11 protein-coding genes are annotated in these 16,246 nt (G+C 68.3%); 4 read left to right on the top strand and 7 right to left on the bottom strand.

Going from position 1 to position 16,246, the window contains the following annotated elements:
• Window positions 1-23: 23 nt before the first annotated feature.
• The gene (hflC, locus tag AC5P9C_RS00135) at window positions 24-887 is read right to left on the bottom strand and encodes a protease modulator HflC (RefSeq protein ID WP_014648031.1); all 864 of its coding nucleotides are present in this window, start codon (window positions 885-887) and stop codon (window positions 24-26) included.
• Complete coding sequence (hflK, locus tag AC5P9C_RS00130) at window positions 884-2,017, bottom strand: FtsH protease activity modulator HflK (protein ID WP_005410642.1); 1,134 nt, start codon at window positions 2,015-2,017, stop codon at window positions 884-886. Before hflK ends, hflC begins: the two co-directional genes overlap by 4 nt.
• A gap of 153 nt (window positions 2,018-2,170) precedes the next feature.
• On the opposite strand from hflK, the gene AC5P9C_RS00125 reads away from it, so the two are divergent.
• Together AC5P9C_RS00125 and pilH are read left to right on the top strand one after the other, a co-directional pair.
• Window positions 2,171-3,166: a YhdH/YhfP family quinone oxidoreductase gene (locus AC5P9C_RS00125; RefSeq protein ID WP_343542544.1), complete on the top strand. Its 996-nt coding sequence runs from the start codon at window positions 2,171-2,173 to the stop codon at window positions 3,164-3,166.
• A gap of 88 nt (window positions 3,167-3,254) precedes the next feature.
• Window positions 3,255-3,626: a twitching motility response regulator PilH gene (gene pilH, locus AC5P9C_RS00120; protein WP_005410644.1), complete on the top strand. Its 372-nt coding sequence runs from the start codon at window positions 3,255-3,257 to the stop codon at window positions 3,624-3,626.
• An 85-nt stretch (window positions 3,627-3,711) separates the two neighbouring features.
• Here the strand turns inward: pilH and AC5P9C_RS00115 are convergent, their stop codons facing one another.
• Window positions 3,712-4,599 carry a DnaJ C-terminal domain-containing protein gene (locus AC5P9C_RS00115; RefSeq protein ID WP_053461063.1) on the bottom strand — a complete coding sequence of 296 codons (888 nt, stop codon included), beginning with the start codon at window positions 4,597-4,599 and terminating at the stop codon, window positions 3,712-3,714.
• Window positions 4,600-4,861: 262 nt separating this feature from the next.
• Between AC5P9C_RS00115 and AC5P9C_RS00110 the strand changes: the two genes are divergently transcribed.
• Both AC5P9C_RS00110 and AC5P9C_RS00105 read left to right on the top strand, forming a co-directional pair.
• Window positions 4,862-5,344, top strand: coding sequence for a peroxiredoxin (locus tag AC5P9C_RS00110; protein ID WP_057493466.1), 483 nt, complete (start codon window positions 4,862-4,864; stop codon window positions 5,342-5,344).
• A gap of 29 nt (window positions 5,345-5,373) precedes the next feature.
• On the top strand, window positions 5,374-5,949 hold the full coding sequence (locus tag AC5P9C_RS00105) for a ferritin-like domain-containing protein (RefSeq protein ID WP_049468795.1): 576 nt from the start codon (window positions 5,374-5,376) through the stop codon (window positions 5,947-5,949).
• Window positions 5,950-6,026: 77 nt separating this feature from the next.
• Here AC5P9C_RS00105 and pbpC read toward each other — a convergent pair whose 3' ends face one another.
• The 4 genes from pbpC to prpF form a co-directional block, all read right to left on the bottom strand.
• Window positions 6,027-8,408: a penicillin-binding protein 1C gene (gene pbpC, locus AC5P9C_RS00100; protein WP_343541994.1), complete on the bottom strand. Its 2,382-nt coding sequence runs from the start codon at window positions 8,406-8,408 to the stop codon at window positions 6,027-6,029.
• Window positions 8,409-8,457: 49 nt separating this feature from the next.
• The gene (locus AC5P9C_RS00095; protein ID WP_495205057.1) at window positions 8,458-13,365 is read right to left on the bottom strand and encodes an alpha-2-macroglobulin family protein; all 4,908 of its coding nucleotides are present in this window, start codon (window positions 13,363-13,365) and stop codon (window positions 8,458-8,460) included.
• A gap of 154 nt (window positions 13,366-13,519) precedes the next feature.
• The gene (locus AC5P9C_RS00090; RefSeq protein ID WP_164687627.1) at window positions 13,520-14,980 is read right to left on the bottom strand and encodes a bifunctional 2-methylcitrate dehydratase/aconitate hydratase; all 1,461 of its coding nucleotides are present in this window, start codon (window positions 14,978-14,980) and stop codon (window positions 13,520-13,522) included.
• A gap of 71 nt (window positions 14,981-15,051) precedes the next feature.
• Complete coding sequence (prpF, locus tag AC5P9C_RS00085) at window positions 15,052-16,230, bottom strand: 2-methylaconitate cis-trans isomerase PrpF (protein ID WP_262231682.1); 1,179 nt, start codon at window positions 16,228-16,230, stop codon at window positions 15,052-15,054.
• Window positions 16,231-16,246: the final 16 nt, after the last annotated feature.

Genomic DNA, 16,246 nt, shown 5'->3' with positions numbered 1-16,246 from the left:
CCGTGGGGTAATGCCCTGCGACCTCAGCGGTCGTTCTTCAGGTACTGCAGGAACGGGTCGTTCTTGTCGAGCACGATCACGCCGTTGCCGTCGGTCATGGAGCCGCGGTACGCCTCCAGGCTGCGGTAGAACGCGTAGAACGACGGATCAGCCGAACCGGCCTTGCCGTAGATGCGGGTGGCTTCCGCGTCACCTTCACCGCGCAGGCGCTGTGCATCGCGCTCGGCCTCGGCGATCAGCACGGTGCTGTCACGGTCGGCCTGGGCGCGGATGGTCAGCGACTGCTCCTCGCCTTCCGCGCGCAGCTTGGCCGCTTCCTGCTTGCGCTGGGCACGCATGCGCTCGTACACATCGTTGATGACCTGGCTGTCGGTCGGCAGGTCCACCTGCTTGATGCGCAAGTCGATCATCTGCATGCCCAGGCCCGCCACGGCCTCGTTGATCCCCTTCAACTGCTCGGCGATCAGCTCGCTGCGGTCGCCGGACACCAGCTGCTGCAGGGTGCGCGAGTTGATCTGGTTGCGCAGCGAATCGGTGATGATCGGCGCCAGGCGGGCGTTGGCCACGCGCGGGTCGCCGCCGGTGGCGCGGAAGTAGTCACCTACGTTGGAGATGTAGCCGATGGCGAAGAAGTCGACGCTGACGTCCTTCTGCTCGGCGGTGAAGTAGCGTGCCGGCGCGGTGTCGAGCACCTGGAAGCGGCGGTCGAAGACCTTCACCGTTTCCACCACCGGCACCTTGAAGTGCAGGCCCGGCTTGATGTCCGAACGCACCACCTTGCCCAGGTTCAGCACCATGGCGGTCTGGTCCTCGCGGACCACGTACACCGAGCCGAGCAGGCCCAGCACCACCGCCACGATCACGGCGATCCAGATTGGACTCTTCATCGGCTGCCCTCCTCACGGCCGCTCGGTCGCCCGGTCGGGCGGCCCACCGGCCGGCCCGGATCACGGGAAGCTTCCGCCGCTGCACCCGGCAGCGACGGCATGACCACGTCCGGGTTGGCCACGGCGGCCGGAGCCGACGTGCTCGGACGGGTATCGCCGGTCATCGGCACGTAGATCAGCTGGCGCCCATCACCACCGATCACCTTGCGGTTCTCGCTCAGCACCTGCTGCACGGTCTCCAGCCACAGACGCTTGCGGGTCACTTCCGGCGCGTCCTTGTACTGGGCCTGCAACAGGCTGAAGCGCTGTGCATCACCTTCGGCCTTGGAGACCACGGCCTGCTTGTAGCCTTCGGCGGTGGTACGGGCGCGCGAGGCCTGGCCACGGGCCTCCGGCACGACCTTGGCGGCGTACGCCTGGGCTTCGTTGATCAGGCGCTCCTTGACCTGCTGGGCACCGTTGACCTCGTCGAAGGCCGGCTTCACTTCTTCCGGCGGACGGGCGTCCTGCAGGGTCAGGCCGGTCACGGTCAGGCCGGTCTTGAATGCCTTCAGCAGCGCCTGCAGGCGCTCCTCGGCGGCCACGGCCAGCGGGCCACGGTTGTTCAGGACGGCATTGAGGTCGGCGCGGCCGACTTCCTCGCGTACCGCGCTCTGCGCCGACTGCTCCAGTACCTGGTTGGCATCGACGGTGCCGAACAGGTACTGCTGCGGATCGTCGATGCGGTACTGGACGTTCAGCGACACGTTGACGATGTTCTCGTCGCGGGTCAGCACCGGCACCTGGATCGAGAACGTCTTGATCTCGGTGGCGTTGACCTTGGTGACCGATTCGATCGGCCACGGCAGCTTGAAGTTCGGGCCGGGCTGCAGGATGCGCGAGAACTGGCCGAAGCGCAGCACCACGCCGCGCTGCTGTTCGCCGATCAGCTGGAAGCTGGAGAACAGCACCAGCAGCACCACGGCGGCCACCACCCAACGCACGATGCCGCCGTCGAACAGGTCCTTCAGCGGCCCGGGCAGTCCGCCCCAGCCACCACCATTGCCACCGCCGCGCGACCCGAACGGCCCGCGTCGATTGTCCTCGGGGCCTTGTCCGCCCTTGTTGCCGCCGGGTGTATTCCAGGCCATGCACGCTCCATCAAGATGTGGGCTGCGGCGCGGGCCCTTCCCGCGGCGCCAGCCGTGAAACCATCACCGATCATACAAGATGGGGCGGATCGGCAGGATCGAAAGGGGGCCGACGGGGTAAGGTGGCGTTTTCCTCGAAGTCAGGCAACGCCGATGGCCCCCACCACCCCGTTCACCGCCTTCCGCATCGAAAACGACGACGCCGGCTACCGCAGCGGCCTGGCCCAGCTCGGGATCGACGACCTCAATCCCGGGCAGGTGCTGATCCGCGCCCAGTGGTCTTCGGTCAACTACAAGGATGCCCTGGCCGGCACCGGCAAAGGGAAGATCCTGCGCCGCTTCCCGCTGGTGGGGGGTATCGATGTGGCCGGCACGGTGGTTGCCAGCACCGATCCGGACTGGCGTGAAGGCGATGCCGTGCTGGCCACCGGCTGCGGCCTCAGCGAGACCCGCGACGGCGGCTACAGCCAGTATGTGCGGCTGGAGTCGCGTGCAGTGATCGCGCAGCCGGCCGGGCTGAGCGCGCGCGAGGCGATGGTACTGGGCACCGCTGGATTCACTGCGGCGCTGGCCCTGCTGCGCATGCAGGACAACCGGCAGACCCCGGCGCTTGGTCCGCTGGCGGTCACCGGCGCCAGCGGCGGTGTCGGTGCGCTGGCCCTGTCGATCTTCAGCCGTGCCGGTTACACGGTGCATGCGGTCAGCGGCAAACCGGACCAGGCCGACTTCCTGCGCAGCATCGGCGCCACCGAGGTACTGCCGCGCGAAACGCTGGCCGATACCGCTGCGCTGCAATCGGCGCGCTTCGGCGGGGGCCTGGACAATGCGGGCGGTGCGATGCTGGCCGGCCTGCTGGCGCAGACGGTGCCCTATGGCAGCGTGGTCAGTGCGGGCCTGGCGGCCAGCCCGGCGCTGGACATGACGGTGATGCCGTTCATCCTGCGCGGCGTATCGCTGCTGGGCGTGTCCTCGGCCAATGCACCGCGCAACCTGCGCGAGGACGTGTGGGCACGGCTGGGAGACGAGTGGAAACCGCAGCACCTGGACCGCATCTGCACCGCCGAGGTGGGCCTGGATGGCCTGCCGGCGGTGTTCGAGCGGATGCTGTCCGGTGGCTCGCTGGGGCGCACCGTGGTGCGGATCGACTGAACGTCGCAGGCAGGCGACGGACGGCAATCGCGCCCCTCCCGCCGGTAAGGTGCCCGCACTACACTGCGGGCATTACATGGGGAACAACATGGCACGCATTCTGATCGTCGACGACTCACCGTCGCAGCTGTTGGGGATACAGCGCATCGTCGAGAAGCTCGGGCACCAGATCCTGACCGCCACCGATGGCGCCGCAGGGGTCGAAACCGCCAAGGCCGAACTGCCCGACCTGGTCCTGATGGACGTGGTGATGCCCAACCTCAATGGTTTCCAGGCCACCCGCACCCTCGCCCGCGACGAGGCGACCCGGCATATCCCGGTGATCCTGGTGACCACCAAGGACCAGGACACCGATCGCATGTGGGGCATGCGCCAGGGCGCCAAGGCCTACATCACCAAGCCGTTCTCGGAAGACGAGCTGTCCGAGGTGCTGGAGCGCGTGTTCGCCGGGCAGGGCTGAACGCGCGGTGGTGCCGGCCGCTGGCCGGCAACCACGCATCACCGTCCAGGGCAATGAAGTTGCCGGCCAGCGGCCGGCACTACCTTCAAATGGCCTCGCCGAAGGCCTTGGCCAGATTGCGGTAGGCCTTCTTCTGCGCCTCGTCGGTCGCGGCCGGCGCCACGATCTCGATTTCGACGATCTGGTCGCCCTCCGGGTTGCCCGGCAGGCCACGCCCGCGCAGGCGCAGCTTGCGGCCGGCATCCGAATCGGCCGGGATCTTCAGTTCCACCGCGCCGCCCAGGGTCGGCACGCTGATGCTGGTGCCCAGCGCGGCCTGCCACGGCGTGAGCGGCAGCGTATAGAGGATGTTGCGGCCATCGACTTCGAACTGCGGGTGCGCGGCGTACTCCACCTCCAGCAGAAGGTTGCCGCCATGGTTGCCCTGCCCGGCCAGGCGGATCACCTGGCCCGGGCGGATGCCCTTGGGCACGCGCACGTCCAGCTGCTTGCCGTTGACGGTGATGCGCAGGCTGTCGCCGCTGTAGGCCGCTTCCAGCGGCACCGACAGCTTTGCGCGGGTGTCGCGGTTGGGCGCGTGGCCCTGGCTGCTGAAGCCCGGGCCCGGGCCGGCACCGCCGCGCTGGCGCGCGAACAGGCTTTCGAAGAAGTCGCTGAAGCCGCCGTTGGCGCCACCGCCACCGAACACTTCCTCGAAATTGAAGCCTCCGGCACCGCCGTAGTTCGGCGGCACGTTGAACTCCTCGCCCGGGCGATAGCCCTGTGCGCGCAGCTGGTCGTAGGCCGCGCGCTTTTCCGGATCGCGCAGTGCCTCGTAGGCCTCGTTGACCGCCTTGAACTTGTCCTCGGCCCCGGCCTCCTTGCTGACGTCCGGGTGGTACTTGCGTGCCAGCCGGCGGTAGGCGGTCTTGATCTCCGCCTCGCCCGCGCTCGGTTCCACCCCCAGGGTGGCGTAGTAATCCTTGAATTCCATCCAGCTACCTCGATTCGGTTCGGCCGCGCCGGTGGCGCCGCCCCGGGTTCATTCTACGCGCCGGCGATGCTACGCCGCCCCTCGTGCGGCCCCGGTGAGGCCGACTGATCCTGCGCAATGCCGCTGCCCTGCCGATGCACCACGCTAGGGCTGGAAGCCCCCGCCACGAGGCCTGAAGATGGGGCCTGCACACCGGGTTTCCAATGTCTTGACGCCCCTGTCCCATCCGGCCCACTAGCCTGCCCCCAGCAAGGAGTTCACCATGACCATCCATGTCGGCGACCGCATTCCGGAAGTGACCCTCAAGCGCATCCGCGAGGGCATCGAAACGCTTGATACGCATTCGCTGTTCGACGCCCGCAAGGTCGTGCTGTTTGCGGTGCCCGGCGCGTTCACGCCCACCTGCTCGGCCCGCCACCTGCCCGGCTACGTCGAAAAATTCGAGGCCTTCCGCCAGCGCGGCATCGATGTCTACTGCATGGCGGTCAACGACCCGTTCGTGATGAAAGCCTGGGCAGCCGACCAGAAGGTGCCCGACGGCCTGCTGATGCTGTCCGACGGCAATGCCGAGCTGACCCGCGCATTGGGCCTGGAGCTCGATGCCAGCGCCTCGGGCATGGGCATCCGCTCGCGGCGCTTCGCGCTGTACGTGGTCGATGGCGTGGTGCGCGCCGCCTGGATCGAACAGCCCGGCCAGTTCGAGGTGTCGTCCGCCGAATACGTACTTGAACACCTGCCCACCTGACCCCCCATTGCAAAAGGAAACGGCCAGCCATGTCCAGCAAGCCAGCCAAAGCCAGCAAGCCCGCCGCCGGGATTCCCGGCATCAGTGACCGCCAGACCCTGCGCGAGCGTGCCCGGCACAACATCGAAGACGGCGCGATCACCGACAGCTACAGCGCCGACCGCAAGGTCGTGATCAAGCTGCTCAACGATGCCCTCGCCACCGAGTACGTGTGCGTGCTGCGCTACTACCGGCACTATTTCATGGCCAAGGGCATGCTGGCCGACGCGGTCAAGGCCGAGTTCCTGGAGCATGCGCAGCAGGAGCAGGCGCACGCCGGCAAGCTGGCCGAGCGCATCGTGCAGCTTGGCGGCGAGCCGGACTTCAACCCGGACACGCTGACCGCGCGCTCGCACGCCGAGTACAAGGAAGGCAGCGACCTGCGCGACATGGTGCGCGAGAACCTGGTCGCCGAGCGGATCGCCATCGACAGCTACCGCGAGATGATCAACTTCATCGGCGACCGCGATACCACCACCAAGCGCATCCTTGAAGAGATCCTGGCGCAGGAGGAAGAACACGCCGACGAGTTCGCCGACCTGCTGGAAGGGTGGATCGGGGAATAGCGGCGCGGCGCTCCCTGTAGAGCCGAGCCCATGCCCGGCTGCACAACGGCGTGGCCGGCCCCGACCAGGGCCGGCACCTACCGGAGGACGTTGAACCTGACCTGCGTCCACGCGCCGTCGGCCGCCAGCGCGGTCAGGGTATGTGCGCCCGGCTCGGCGAACTCGCGCTGCATCAACTGCGCGCCGTGGGTCTGCGCGATCCAGCGGCCATCCAGCAACCAGTCCACGGCCTGCTCGCTGCCCAGCGCGCGCAGCTGCAGGCACACCCCGTGTTCGGCATTCGGCGCGCGCGCCAGCGTCGCGCCGTCATTGAGCCCGTCCACGTGCAGCGCCACGCTGGCCTCGCGGCCGTCGTCGCGGCAGTCCGGTGACAGCGCCGGCAGCTGTGACGCCTCGCGCGTGGCCCTGGACAACCACGGCGAGAGCAGTGCCGGCCAGCGTGCAATCTCGCGCGCCACTTCCTCATGCGGAAGACGGCAGTCAGCGGACACGCGCAGGCCGGTCCGCGCATCGGCCAGGTAGCGCTGCCGGCCCGGTTGCCACCGCCGCGCCTCGCGCTCGGGGAAGGTCGGCGGTGCTGCGCCTTCCAACAGATAGGCCGACATCCGCCGCTGGCAGAGTGCCGCCGGCAGGCCCTCGGCACGTTCGCCGGTGGGCCAGCAGACATCCTCCTGGCTGACGCTGGCCGGCATCGGCGCGGCCGCCGAGTCACCCCGCTGGCGCGGCAGGCTGTCCACCACTTCGAACATCAGCGGTAGCGCGGTGACCGCACCGTACTGGCCCGGCAAGGGTGTGCCGTCCGGCCGGCCCACCCACACGCCCACGGTGTAGTGGCGGGTGCTGCCGATCGCCCACGCATCGCGATAGCCATAGCTGGTACCGGTCTTCCAGGCCACGCGTGGGCGGCCTCCAACATCGAACGTCCCCGCGCTGTATCCCGGGCGCGGGTTCGATTCCAGCATCTCGCGCACGATCCAGCTGGCACCCGGCGAGGCCAGGCGCCGCTCGATCATCGGCTCGTCGTCGGTGTAACGCACGCGGCCGGCAATGCCGTTGCGGTTGAGCGCGGCGAACGCGCCGACCAGGTCTTCCAGGCGTGCGCCGGTTCCGCCCAGGATCAGCGACAGATTGGGCGTACTGCCGGGCGGGAAGCGCAGCTGGATGCCCGCGTGCGACAGGCGTGCGGCGAAGCGCGCGGCGCCGACCCGCTGCAGCAGGTCCACCGAGGGCACGTTCAGTGACAACCGCAACGCGCTGGACGCGCCGATCGGCCCATTGAAGGCCATGTCGAAGTTGCCGGGGCGATAGCTGCCGAAACTCTGCGGCGCGTCGACCAGCAGGCTTTCCGAATGGATCAGGCCATCGTCCAGCGCCATGGCATACAGGAACGGCTTGAGCGTCGAGCCCGGCGACCGCCAGGCCTGCACCATGTCCACGTGGCCCAGCCGCTGGCGGTCACCGAACGCCAGCGTGCCGACATAGGCACGCGCCTGCAGGGTCTGGTTGTCGACCACCAGCAGGGCCGCCGAGGTACGCTCGGGCAGCGTCGAGAAATAGCTGGCCACGCGCTCTTCCAGCGTGCGCTGCAACCCGACGTCGATGCTGCTCTGGATGCGTGCCCGGCCTGGATGGGCCGAGTGCAGGCGCTGTGCCAGCAACGCGGCATGCAGCGGCGGCCGCAGCGAGCGTGCGACCACGTTCTCGATGCGCGCATCTTCCACGTCTTCCGCCGTCCACGCGCCCAGTTCGGCCATGCGGGACAGCACCTTGTCGCGCGCCTTCTGCGCTGCTTCCGGGTGGCGGTCCGGGCGCAGCCGGCTCGGCGCCTGCGGCAGCACTGCCAGCAACGCGGCCTCGGCATGTGACAGCTGCGCCGCCGGCTTGCCCAGATAGGCCCAGCTGGCGGCCTCCACACCCTCGATGGTGCCGCCGTAGGGCGCGCGCTCCAGATACAGGGCCAGGATCTGCGGCTTGCTCAGGTGCACTTCCAGCTGCACCGCGCGCAGCATCTGCTTGAGCTTGCCCCACGGCGTGCGTGAGTGCGGGTCGAGGATGCGTGCCACCTGCATGGTCAGGGTCGAGCCACCGGAAACGATGCGGCCCCCACGCAGCAGCTGGCCGCCGGCACGCACGATCGCCACCGGGTTGATGCCCGGATGGCGCCAGAACCAGCGGTCTTCGTAGGTCAGCAACGCCTGCAGGTACAGCGGCGAAACGCTGTCGATCGAGGCCGGATAGCGCCACACGCCCTCGGCATCGGCGAACGCACGCAGTGGCGTGCCGTCGGCAGCCACCACCAGGGTGCTGGTATCGCGTTGTTTCGGCAGCGGCGGTGGGAAGGCGAAATCCAGCACCAGCAGCAGCGCCAGCGTGGCGGCCGTGCCCCAGCGCAGCCATGGCCACAGCGGCCGCAACCGGCAGCGCAGCGCCGCCAGCCGGGTCGTCATCGTGTTCTTCATTGCAGGTTGCCAGCAGGACGGGCCGCGCCGTCGCGGCCCGTCCGCGCGGTCACGGCTGTACCACCGTGATCGTAGTCGGGTTGCTGCGGCCCACCCCACGCAGCTGCGGCCGGTACATGTCCTCCACCAGCGGCGGCGGCACCGAGTAGGTTCCCGGCGTCACCGCGCGTACCAGGTAGAACACGTTGGCCTTGCTGCCACGCGAGAGCTTCAGCGCGGCCACATAGCGGTCATCGCGGAACTCCTCGTGCTTGGTGTCGGCGGCCTCACCACGGTCGCTGATGGTGATGCCATCGACCACCACGTCGGCCCACTGCTTGGCGTCGCCCAGGTTGAAGTTCTCGATTTCCAGGCCCGCCGGCAGCAGGTCGGTCAGCAGCGCATCGGGCATCGTGGTGTCGGCAGTCACCGTGACGCGCACGATCAGCGCTTCGCCTTCCTTCAGCGGCCGCGGCGACCACGGCTTGCCATCGATGCCGTAGTAGCTGCGCTCGACGCCAAGCACGCTGTTGTCCGGCGCCGGTGCACTGCGCGGAATGCCGGCCACATCGATGCTGGCGAACATCGGCGGCTGGCCCTGCGGGGTGAAGCGCACGCCGCTGGCCAGTTCGCTGGCGCTGAAGTTGCGGCCGAACAGCTTGCGCTCGCCGATGGCTTCGGTGTTGCCACCGATCACCAGCTCACCGGCCACCAGCGCCTTCTGGTTGGCGGCGAGCGCCTTGCCGAGACGCGCAATCGCCACCTGTTCCTGCGTGCTCAGCCACATCCAGCCGGCGTTGCGGCGCGCATCCAGGCCACGGCCGAGATCGACCGCACGCGCGTCCCAGGCCGGCTTGGCCAGCTTGTTCTCGTGGGTCAGCGCAATCATCAGCGCGTCATCACGGATCGCACTGCCGTAGTCGCCGAAGTACGACGGACGCTCGCTGCTGGACTTGGCGAAGGCCGCCGCCAGCGCGGCCTGGCCACGCTTGGCGTCACCCTGCAACGACAGCGCCACGCCCAGGTGGACCAGCGACAGGCCGCCGACCGCCTTGCTGCGCTCGTTGTCGTACAGCGTGCGCAGGGTACCCAGCGGCGCACGGTTGACCCGGGCCAGCACGTAGCCCGAATACGCCTGGTTGGCGAACTTCAGCTTCTCTCGGTCGTCCTGGCCATAGAACTGGTTGCCACCGGACAGCAGATCCTCGCTAAGCCGGTTGAGCGCCTTCTGCAGCACGTTGTCGGGCACCGCGAAACCGGCATCCTTGGCGTCGAGCAGGAACTCGGTGATGTACGGGGTCAGCCACGGGTTCACGTAGCCGTCGTCACCCCACATCGAGAAGTTGCCATTGGCCACCTGCATCGACGCCAGGCGACCGAACGCACCCTCCATGCGCTCGCGGCGGGTCTTGGCATCCAGCCCGTCGGCGCCGAGCATCGACGAGGTGGCCTGGTCCAGGATCAGCGCGGCATAGCCCTTGCTGGTGGTCTGCTCGGCACAGCCATACGGATAGTTCAGCGCGCCCTGCAGCGCACTGGCGAACGGGATCGGTGGCAGCGGGCTGACCAGCAGGCGCGCATTCACCGATTCGGCCATCAGGCCATCGGTCAGGCTGTTGTCGAGGCTGACCGCGGCCAGCGGATCCAGCGTACGCACCTGCGAACGCAGCACCTGCGGCCAGGCCGCACGCACCGGCAGGTCGTAGCGGCGATCGGCCTTGAAGCCGTTGCCGTCCACCCGCACCCGCACCTTGGCCACGCTGTGGCCCTCGCGTGCCGACAGCGGGAAGCTCAGCGTGGTCTTGGCATCGGCATTCAACTGCACGCTGCGGCTGCCCTCGCCCAGGTTCAGCGGACCTTCGGCATCCACCTTCACGTTGAACTGGCCCGGCTTGCCGGTGAAGTTCTGCACATCCAGGGTCACGGTGCTGCGGTCACCCGGGGCGAGCACCCGCGGCATGCTGGCCTCGGCCAGGATCGGCGCGCGCACCACGGTCTCCACGTCGCGCTTGCCGTACTGGTCATCGCTGTAGACCAGTGCCGACACGCGCAGGGTGCCGTTGAAGTCCGGCACCTTCAGGCGGATGCGGGCATTGCCCTTGGCATCCAGCTGCACCGGGCCGGAGAACAGGTCCACGGTCTGTACGCGCGCGGTCGGGCGCTTGGCCTGCGGCAGCGCCTGCAAGGCCATGTCGCCGCCGAACTTGAGCTTGCCACTGCCGCCGTCGAAGCTCTCGATCACCCGGCTGTAGATGTCATAGGCGTCGATGCCGAGACGGCGCTGGGCAAAGAAGTGCGCGCCGGCATCGGGCACCGGGAAGCGGGTGATGTTGAGGATGCCCACGTCCACCGCCGAGACGGTGACGTGCGCCATCTTGCCGGCCAGCTGCGGCGCGCTGACCGTCACCGGCAGGTCCTGCTCCGGGCGCATCTGCTTGGGCGCGACCAGGCCGACGGCCACGGTGCGGCCCTTGCGGTCCATCGGCACGTGCACCACGCCCACGGCACGGGCCGGGGTGATCTTGCTCGGCGCACTGCCGCCACGGAACACCAGCGCGGTGATGTAGACGTCGTGCCGCTCCCAGTCGGCGGTGACCGGGATCTTGAAGGTCGAACCCGGCTTGGCGTCGATGTCCTGCACGTACAGCATGCGGTCGGTCTCGACCATCAGGATGCCCTTGCCGGCGTGCGGCGGGGTCACCGTCACTTCCAGGGTGTCCCCGGCCTTGTAGCCGGTCTTGTCCAGGCCCAGCTTGATCTTGTCCGGGCGCGCGTCCAGGCCACGGTTGTCATCGCCCCAGCTCCAGCCGGCGCGGAACGGGTAGCGACTGGTCAGGCCGGTGGACGGATCGAACACGTCCACCCGGTACTCGCCCCACTCCACCGGGAAATCGAAGGCGACCGCACTGCTTCCAGCATCGACGGTGCGCGTTTCCTTGTTCTCGAAACGGCGGGTGAAATCGTAATCCCAGCGGTTGTCGTTGAAGGTCCAGTGGTAGTCGCGCAGTTCCCGCACCAGGGTGATCTTCAGGCCCTTGGCTGGCTGCGATGTGCCGGCGGCATCCACGCGCATCAGTTCGAAGCGTGCGTTGCCGTTGGAATCAGCACCATCGTCGGGGTTGAACAGCGGCCGCACGCCGACCAGCGCGTTGGCCGGCCACATCACCCGCTTCAGGGTACGGGTGACCGTGCGCCCGCCGGTTTCATACAGGCTGCCGGACAGCACCACGGCGATCGGTGCCTTGGCCTTGGCCGCCTCTTCCGGCAGCGCCACATCCTCACGCAGCTGGCCGTTGGCCGGCAGCGTGGTATCGATCACGTCCTTGGCCTCGCGCGGCAGCTGCAGGGTCGGGTCACCGAAGAAATAGCCCGGCAGGCCCTCCACCGGCTGCTGTTCGGCGGCCACCGCCATGCGCGCGGTAAAGCGGTTGCCGTCGGCCGGCGCCCCGTACAGATAGGCGCCGTTGGCCTGCAGGCGCAGGTCCTCGCCCGGCTTCAGCGTCTTCTGCGCGCTGTCCAGGTCCAGCTTCATGCGCTCGGGCAGGAACTCCTCGATGCGCAGGGTCATGCCCTGGATCGCTTCCTTGCTGGCCGGGTCGGTGCGGAACTCGACCTGCCAGCGCCCGGTCGGCGCCTCGGCCGGGATGACCTGCTCGAAACTGATGTAGCCCTGCTCGCCCGGCTGCAGGCGGGTCTCGCGGAAGGTCTTGCCGTCGGGCTGCTTCAGGCGCAGGAACACCGGCTGCGCCTTGACCGGCTTGCCGTCGTTGTCGCGCAGCAGCGCGGACAGGCGCACAGTCTCGCCCGGGCGGTACAGGTCGCGGCCGGACCAGGCGTAGACGTCGAACCAGGCGTTGTCACGACCGGCCACGGCGAATTCGCTCAGGTCCAGCGCCGGCTGGTTGAACGGCAGGAAGCTGGTGTCCTTGCCGCTGCTGGCGACCAGCACGTGGGTGGCATCCAGGGTGTAGTTCAGCAGCGCATTGCCATTGCCGTCGGTGCTGCCCTTCAGCACCACCTCGCCCTTGGCGTCGAGCACGCGCAGGTCGATGCCCTTCAGCGGCGCGCCGTCCTTCAGGCCGGCGGTGTGCACGAACAGCTTGTCCTTGTAGGCACGGGTATGCAGGCCGATGTCGCTGACCGAGAAGAACGCGGTATCGAACTCGCCTTCGTAGTCACCGGTGCGCTTGAGCAGGGCGAAGTACAGGCCCGGCTCCTGCAGTTCCTTGATGTCCTGGGTCGGCAGGTAGGTCAGCACCCGCTCGTTCTTCTTGCCGCCCAGGATGAAGCGGTTGACGTAGACCGGCTCGGCCAGCTTGTTGATCGGGCTGCGCTCGTAGTCGCTGCTCAGCTCCCAGCTGCCGCGGCGACCGCCGCGCTGGTACTGGCTGAAGAAGGTCGGCAGGTCCTTCTCGCGCACGCGCAGGAACTCGACGTCGACCTCCGGCACGTTCACCGAAACCACCGGCAGGCCACGGCTGTCCTTGGCCGGCAGTACGCTGCCCTGCGAGGCGAAGCCGACCACCGGCTTCAGCTCGCCGCTGAACACCTTCTGCTTCAGTTCCTTGCCCAGCCGGCTGCCGTCGGCGGCCAGCAGGTCCGGCGACACCACCAGGCTGAACTCCTTGCCGGCCTCGACGAACGGGTAGCGCAAGGTCAGGCCGTCATCGGACAGGGTCCAGCTGCTGTCGTCGGTGCCGACCTTCTCCTCGAAGCGCACCAGCGTGTCGAAATCCTGGGTGCCGACCAGGGGGCGCGAGAACTCCAGCGCCAGCGACAGGCCGTCATTCTTCTGGTCCGGGTAGGCGCGCAGCAGGGTGAACTCCTTCACCTGCTCGGCCTTGGTGGTGATGGCCTCGCCACTGGCCTTGGGCAGCTGCCCGCTGTCATTGCGACAGCCGGCCAGGCCCAGCAACAGGCCTCCTGCCAGTACGGCCGCCGCCCATCCCCACCGCTTCCGCCGTGCCGGACCGCTCATGTCGTCACTCCTTGATCGAGGCGGCCATTATAGGCAGGCCACGTCAAGGTGTTGACGCGAATTCGGCAATCGCCCCAGTGCGGGCAGTGCCGGCGCTGGCCGGCATGGCAGGTTGGATGGAATTGCCGGCCAGCGGCCGGCACTACCGATCGCCCTACCCCGGCAGGTACAGGTCCACGTAGTCGGGCACCGGCATTGCCGCCAGGGCCACCGGGTCCAGCGATGCGGACAGGATGCGCTGTTGCTGGGCGGTCGGGAAGCGATGGGCCAGGTGGCGGCGGAACTTGTCCATCAGCAGCGGGATTCCCTCCTGGCGGCGACGCGCGTGGCCGAGCGGGTATTCCACCAGCACCTCCGGCAATGCGGTGCCATCGATGAAGCGCACTGTCAGGCCGTTGGCGATGCTGCGCTTGCCCGGGTCCAGGTAATCGGCGCTGAGCTGCGGGTCCTCATGGCAGGCCATCTTCGCGCGCAGCGCGTCGATGCGCGGGTCGGCCGCGACGTCATCCTCGTAGTCCTCGGCCACAAGCCGCCCGTGCAGCAGTGCGATGGCGACCATGTACTGCACGCAGTGGTCGCGGTCGGCCGGATTATGCAGCGGTCCCTGCTTGTCGATGATGCGGATGCAGGCTTCCTGGGTCCGGATGGCGATATGCGCGATGTCCTCGACCCGTCGCCCCATCGCGCGCAGCTGCTGGTGCAGCGTGATCGCCGCCTCCACCGCCGTCTGGCCGTGGAACTCGGCCGGGAAGCTGATCTTGAACAGCACGTTCTCCATCACATAGCTGCCCAGCGGTCGCCCCAGCGTCAGGGCCCTGCCGTGCATCGATACCGCTTCAAAGCCCCAGGTCGGCGCACTCAGCACGCTGGGGTAACCCATCTCGCCGCTGGCCGCCATCAGCGCCAGGCGCACGCCACGGCTGGTCGCATCGCCGGCCGCCCAGCTCTTGCGCGAGCCGGTGTTGGGCGCATGCCGGTAGGTGCGCAGCGCCTGGCCATCCACCCAGGCCAGCGACAGTGCATTGAGCATGTGTTCGCGGTCGAGCCCAAGCAACTGCGCGACCACCGCGGTGGTGGCGACCTTGACCAGCACCACATGGTCCAGCCCGACGCGGTTGAAGGAGTTCTGCAGGGCCAGCACGCCCTGGATCTCGTGCGCCTTGATCATCGCCAACAGTACGTCGTGCACCGTGGGCACCGGGCGGCGCAGGGCCTGCGCGTTGCGCCCCAGCCAGTCGCAGACGGCGAGGATGCCGCCCAGGTTGTCCGAGGGGTGACCCCATTCCGCGGCCAGCCAGGTGTCGTTGAAATCCAGCCAGCGCACCATCGCGCCAAGGTTGAAAGCCGCCTGCACGGGGTCCAGCACGTAATGCGTACCCGGCACGCGCGCACCGTTGACCACGCTGATGCCCGGCACCAGGGGGCCGAGCAGCTTGCTGCAGGCCGGGAAGGACAGTGCTTCCAGGCCGCAGCCGAGCGTGTCGAGCAGGCAGTGGTGCGCGGTCTGGAACGCCAGCGGCGAGTCGATGCGCGCGTCGCGTACGTAATCGACGATGTCGACCAGCAGCGCATCCCACGCTGCACGCTCGTTGGATCGGGTGTGGCTGTCGGACATCGTGGCCCTCCTCGTGGGAGTGCACGGTTGCCCGTGCACCATGCCAACCCCGGTTGGCGGTTACCCGAGCATCACTCGGCCGGCACCCGCACCTTGCCCTCCATCAGCACGCGGGCGCTGCGGCTCATGATGGCCTTGGTCACTGTCCACTGGCCGTCAACTAGACCGGCCTCCGCACCCACGCGCAACGTGCCGGAGGGATGGCCGAAGGTCACCGCTTCGCGCTCGCCACCACCGGCCGCGCGATTGACCAGCGTGCCCGGGATCGCCGCTGCGGTCCCGATTGCAACCGCGGCAGTGCCCATCATCGCGTGGTGCAGCTTGCCCATCGACAGCGCCCGCGCGTGCAGGTCGATGGCCGAGGCCGGGATGGCCTTGCCACTGGACGACACGTAGTCCTGTGCCGGCGCCACGAAGGCCACCTTCGGCGTGTGCTGGCGGGTCGCGGCGTCTTCCAGTTTCGGGATCAGGCCCATGCGCAGCGCGCCGTAAGCACGAATGGCCTCGAATTTCTGCAGCGCCGCCTTGTCTTCGTTGATGGCAGGCTGCAGCTCGGTGCCGGTGTAGCCCAGGTCGGCAGCATTGAGGAAGATGGTCGGGATGCCGGCGGTGATCATGGTCACCTCGAAACGACCCACGCCCGGCACGTCCAGGGTGTCGACCAGGTTGCCGGTCGGGAACATGGCACCCGCATCGCCGTCATCGGACGGATCGATGAATTCCAGCTGGATCTCAGCGGCCGGGAAGGTCACGCCATCCAGCTCGAAATCGCCGATCTCCTGTACTTCGCCGTCGCGCATCGGCACGTGGGCGATGATGGTCTTGCCGATGTTGGCCTGCCAGATGCGCACGGTGCACAGGCCATCACGCGGCACGCGGGCCGGATCGATCAGCCCGTTGGCGATCGCGAACGGCCCCACTGCCGTGCTGAGGTTGCCGCAGTTGCCGCTCCAGTCGACGAAGGCGGTGTCGATCGAGACCTGGCCGTACAGGTAGTCGACGTCGTGGTCGGGCACCGAAGCGGCGGAGATGATCACGCACTTGCTGGTGCTGGACGTTGCACCGCCCATGCCGTCGGTCTGCTTGCCATACGGATCGGGCGAGCCGATCACGCGCATCAGCAGCGCATCGCGTGCGGCGCCCGGCACCTGCGCGGCCTCGGGCAGGTCCTGCAGGCGGAAGAACACGCCCTTGCTGGTGCCACCGCGCATGTAGGTGGCGGGGATACGGAGTTGCGGGAGGAAGGTCATCGTCGAATCCACGCGT

This window comes from Stenotrophomonas sp. YJH_SMC_10 (assembly GCF_059371555.1).
The sequence above is the reverse complement of the archived record's forward strand: the minus strand, read 5'-3'. Positions and strand labels throughout refer to the sequence as shown.

Excerpts from the sequence above, each read along its gene's own strand:
- AC5P9C_RS00110 (WP_057493466.1), top strand. The coding sequence starts at position 4,862 with ATGACCATCCATGTCGGCGACCGCATTCCGGAAGTGACCCTCAAGCGC.
- AC5P9C_RS00125 (WP_343542544.1), top strand. The coding sequence starts at position 2,171 with ATGGCCCCCACCACCCCGTTCACCGCCTTCCGCATCGAAAACGACGAC.
- prpF (WP_262231682.1), bottom strand. The coding sequence starts at position 16,230 with ATGACCTTCCTCCCGCAACTCCGTATCCCCGCCACCTACATGCGCGGT.
- pbpC (WP_343541994.1), bottom strand. The coding sequence starts at position 8,408 with ATGAAGAACACGATGACGACCCGGCTGGCGGCGCTGCGCTGCCGGTTG.
- AC5P9C_RS00095 (WP_495205057.1), bottom strand. The coding sequence starts at position 13,365 with ATGAGCGGTCCGGCACGGCGGAAGCGGTGGGGATGGGCGGCGGCCGTA.
- hflK (WP_005410642.1), bottom strand. The coding sequence starts at position 2,017 with ATGGCCTGGAATACACCCGGCGGCAACAAGGGCGGACAAGGCCCCGAG.
- AC5P9C_RS00115 (WP_053461063.1), bottom strand. The coding sequence starts at position 4,599 with ATGGAATTCAAGGATTACTACGCCACCCTGGGGGTGGAACCGAGCGCG.
- AC5P9C_RS00090 (WP_164687627.1), bottom strand. The coding sequence starts at position 14,980 with ATGTCCGACAGCCACACCCGATCCAACGAGCGTGCAGCGTGGGATGCG.
- AC5P9C_RS00105 (WP_049468795.1), top strand. The coding sequence starts at position 5,374 with ATGTCCAGCAAGCCAGCCAAAGCCAGCAAGCCCGCCGCCGGGATTCCC.
- hflC (WP_014648031.1), bottom strand. The coding sequence starts at position 887 with ATGAAGAGTCCAATCTGGATCGCCGTGATCGTGGCGGTGGTGCTGGGC.
- pilH (WP_005410644.1), top strand. The coding sequence starts at position 3,255 with ATGGCACGCATTCTGATCGTCGACGACTCACCGTCGCAGCTGTTGGGG.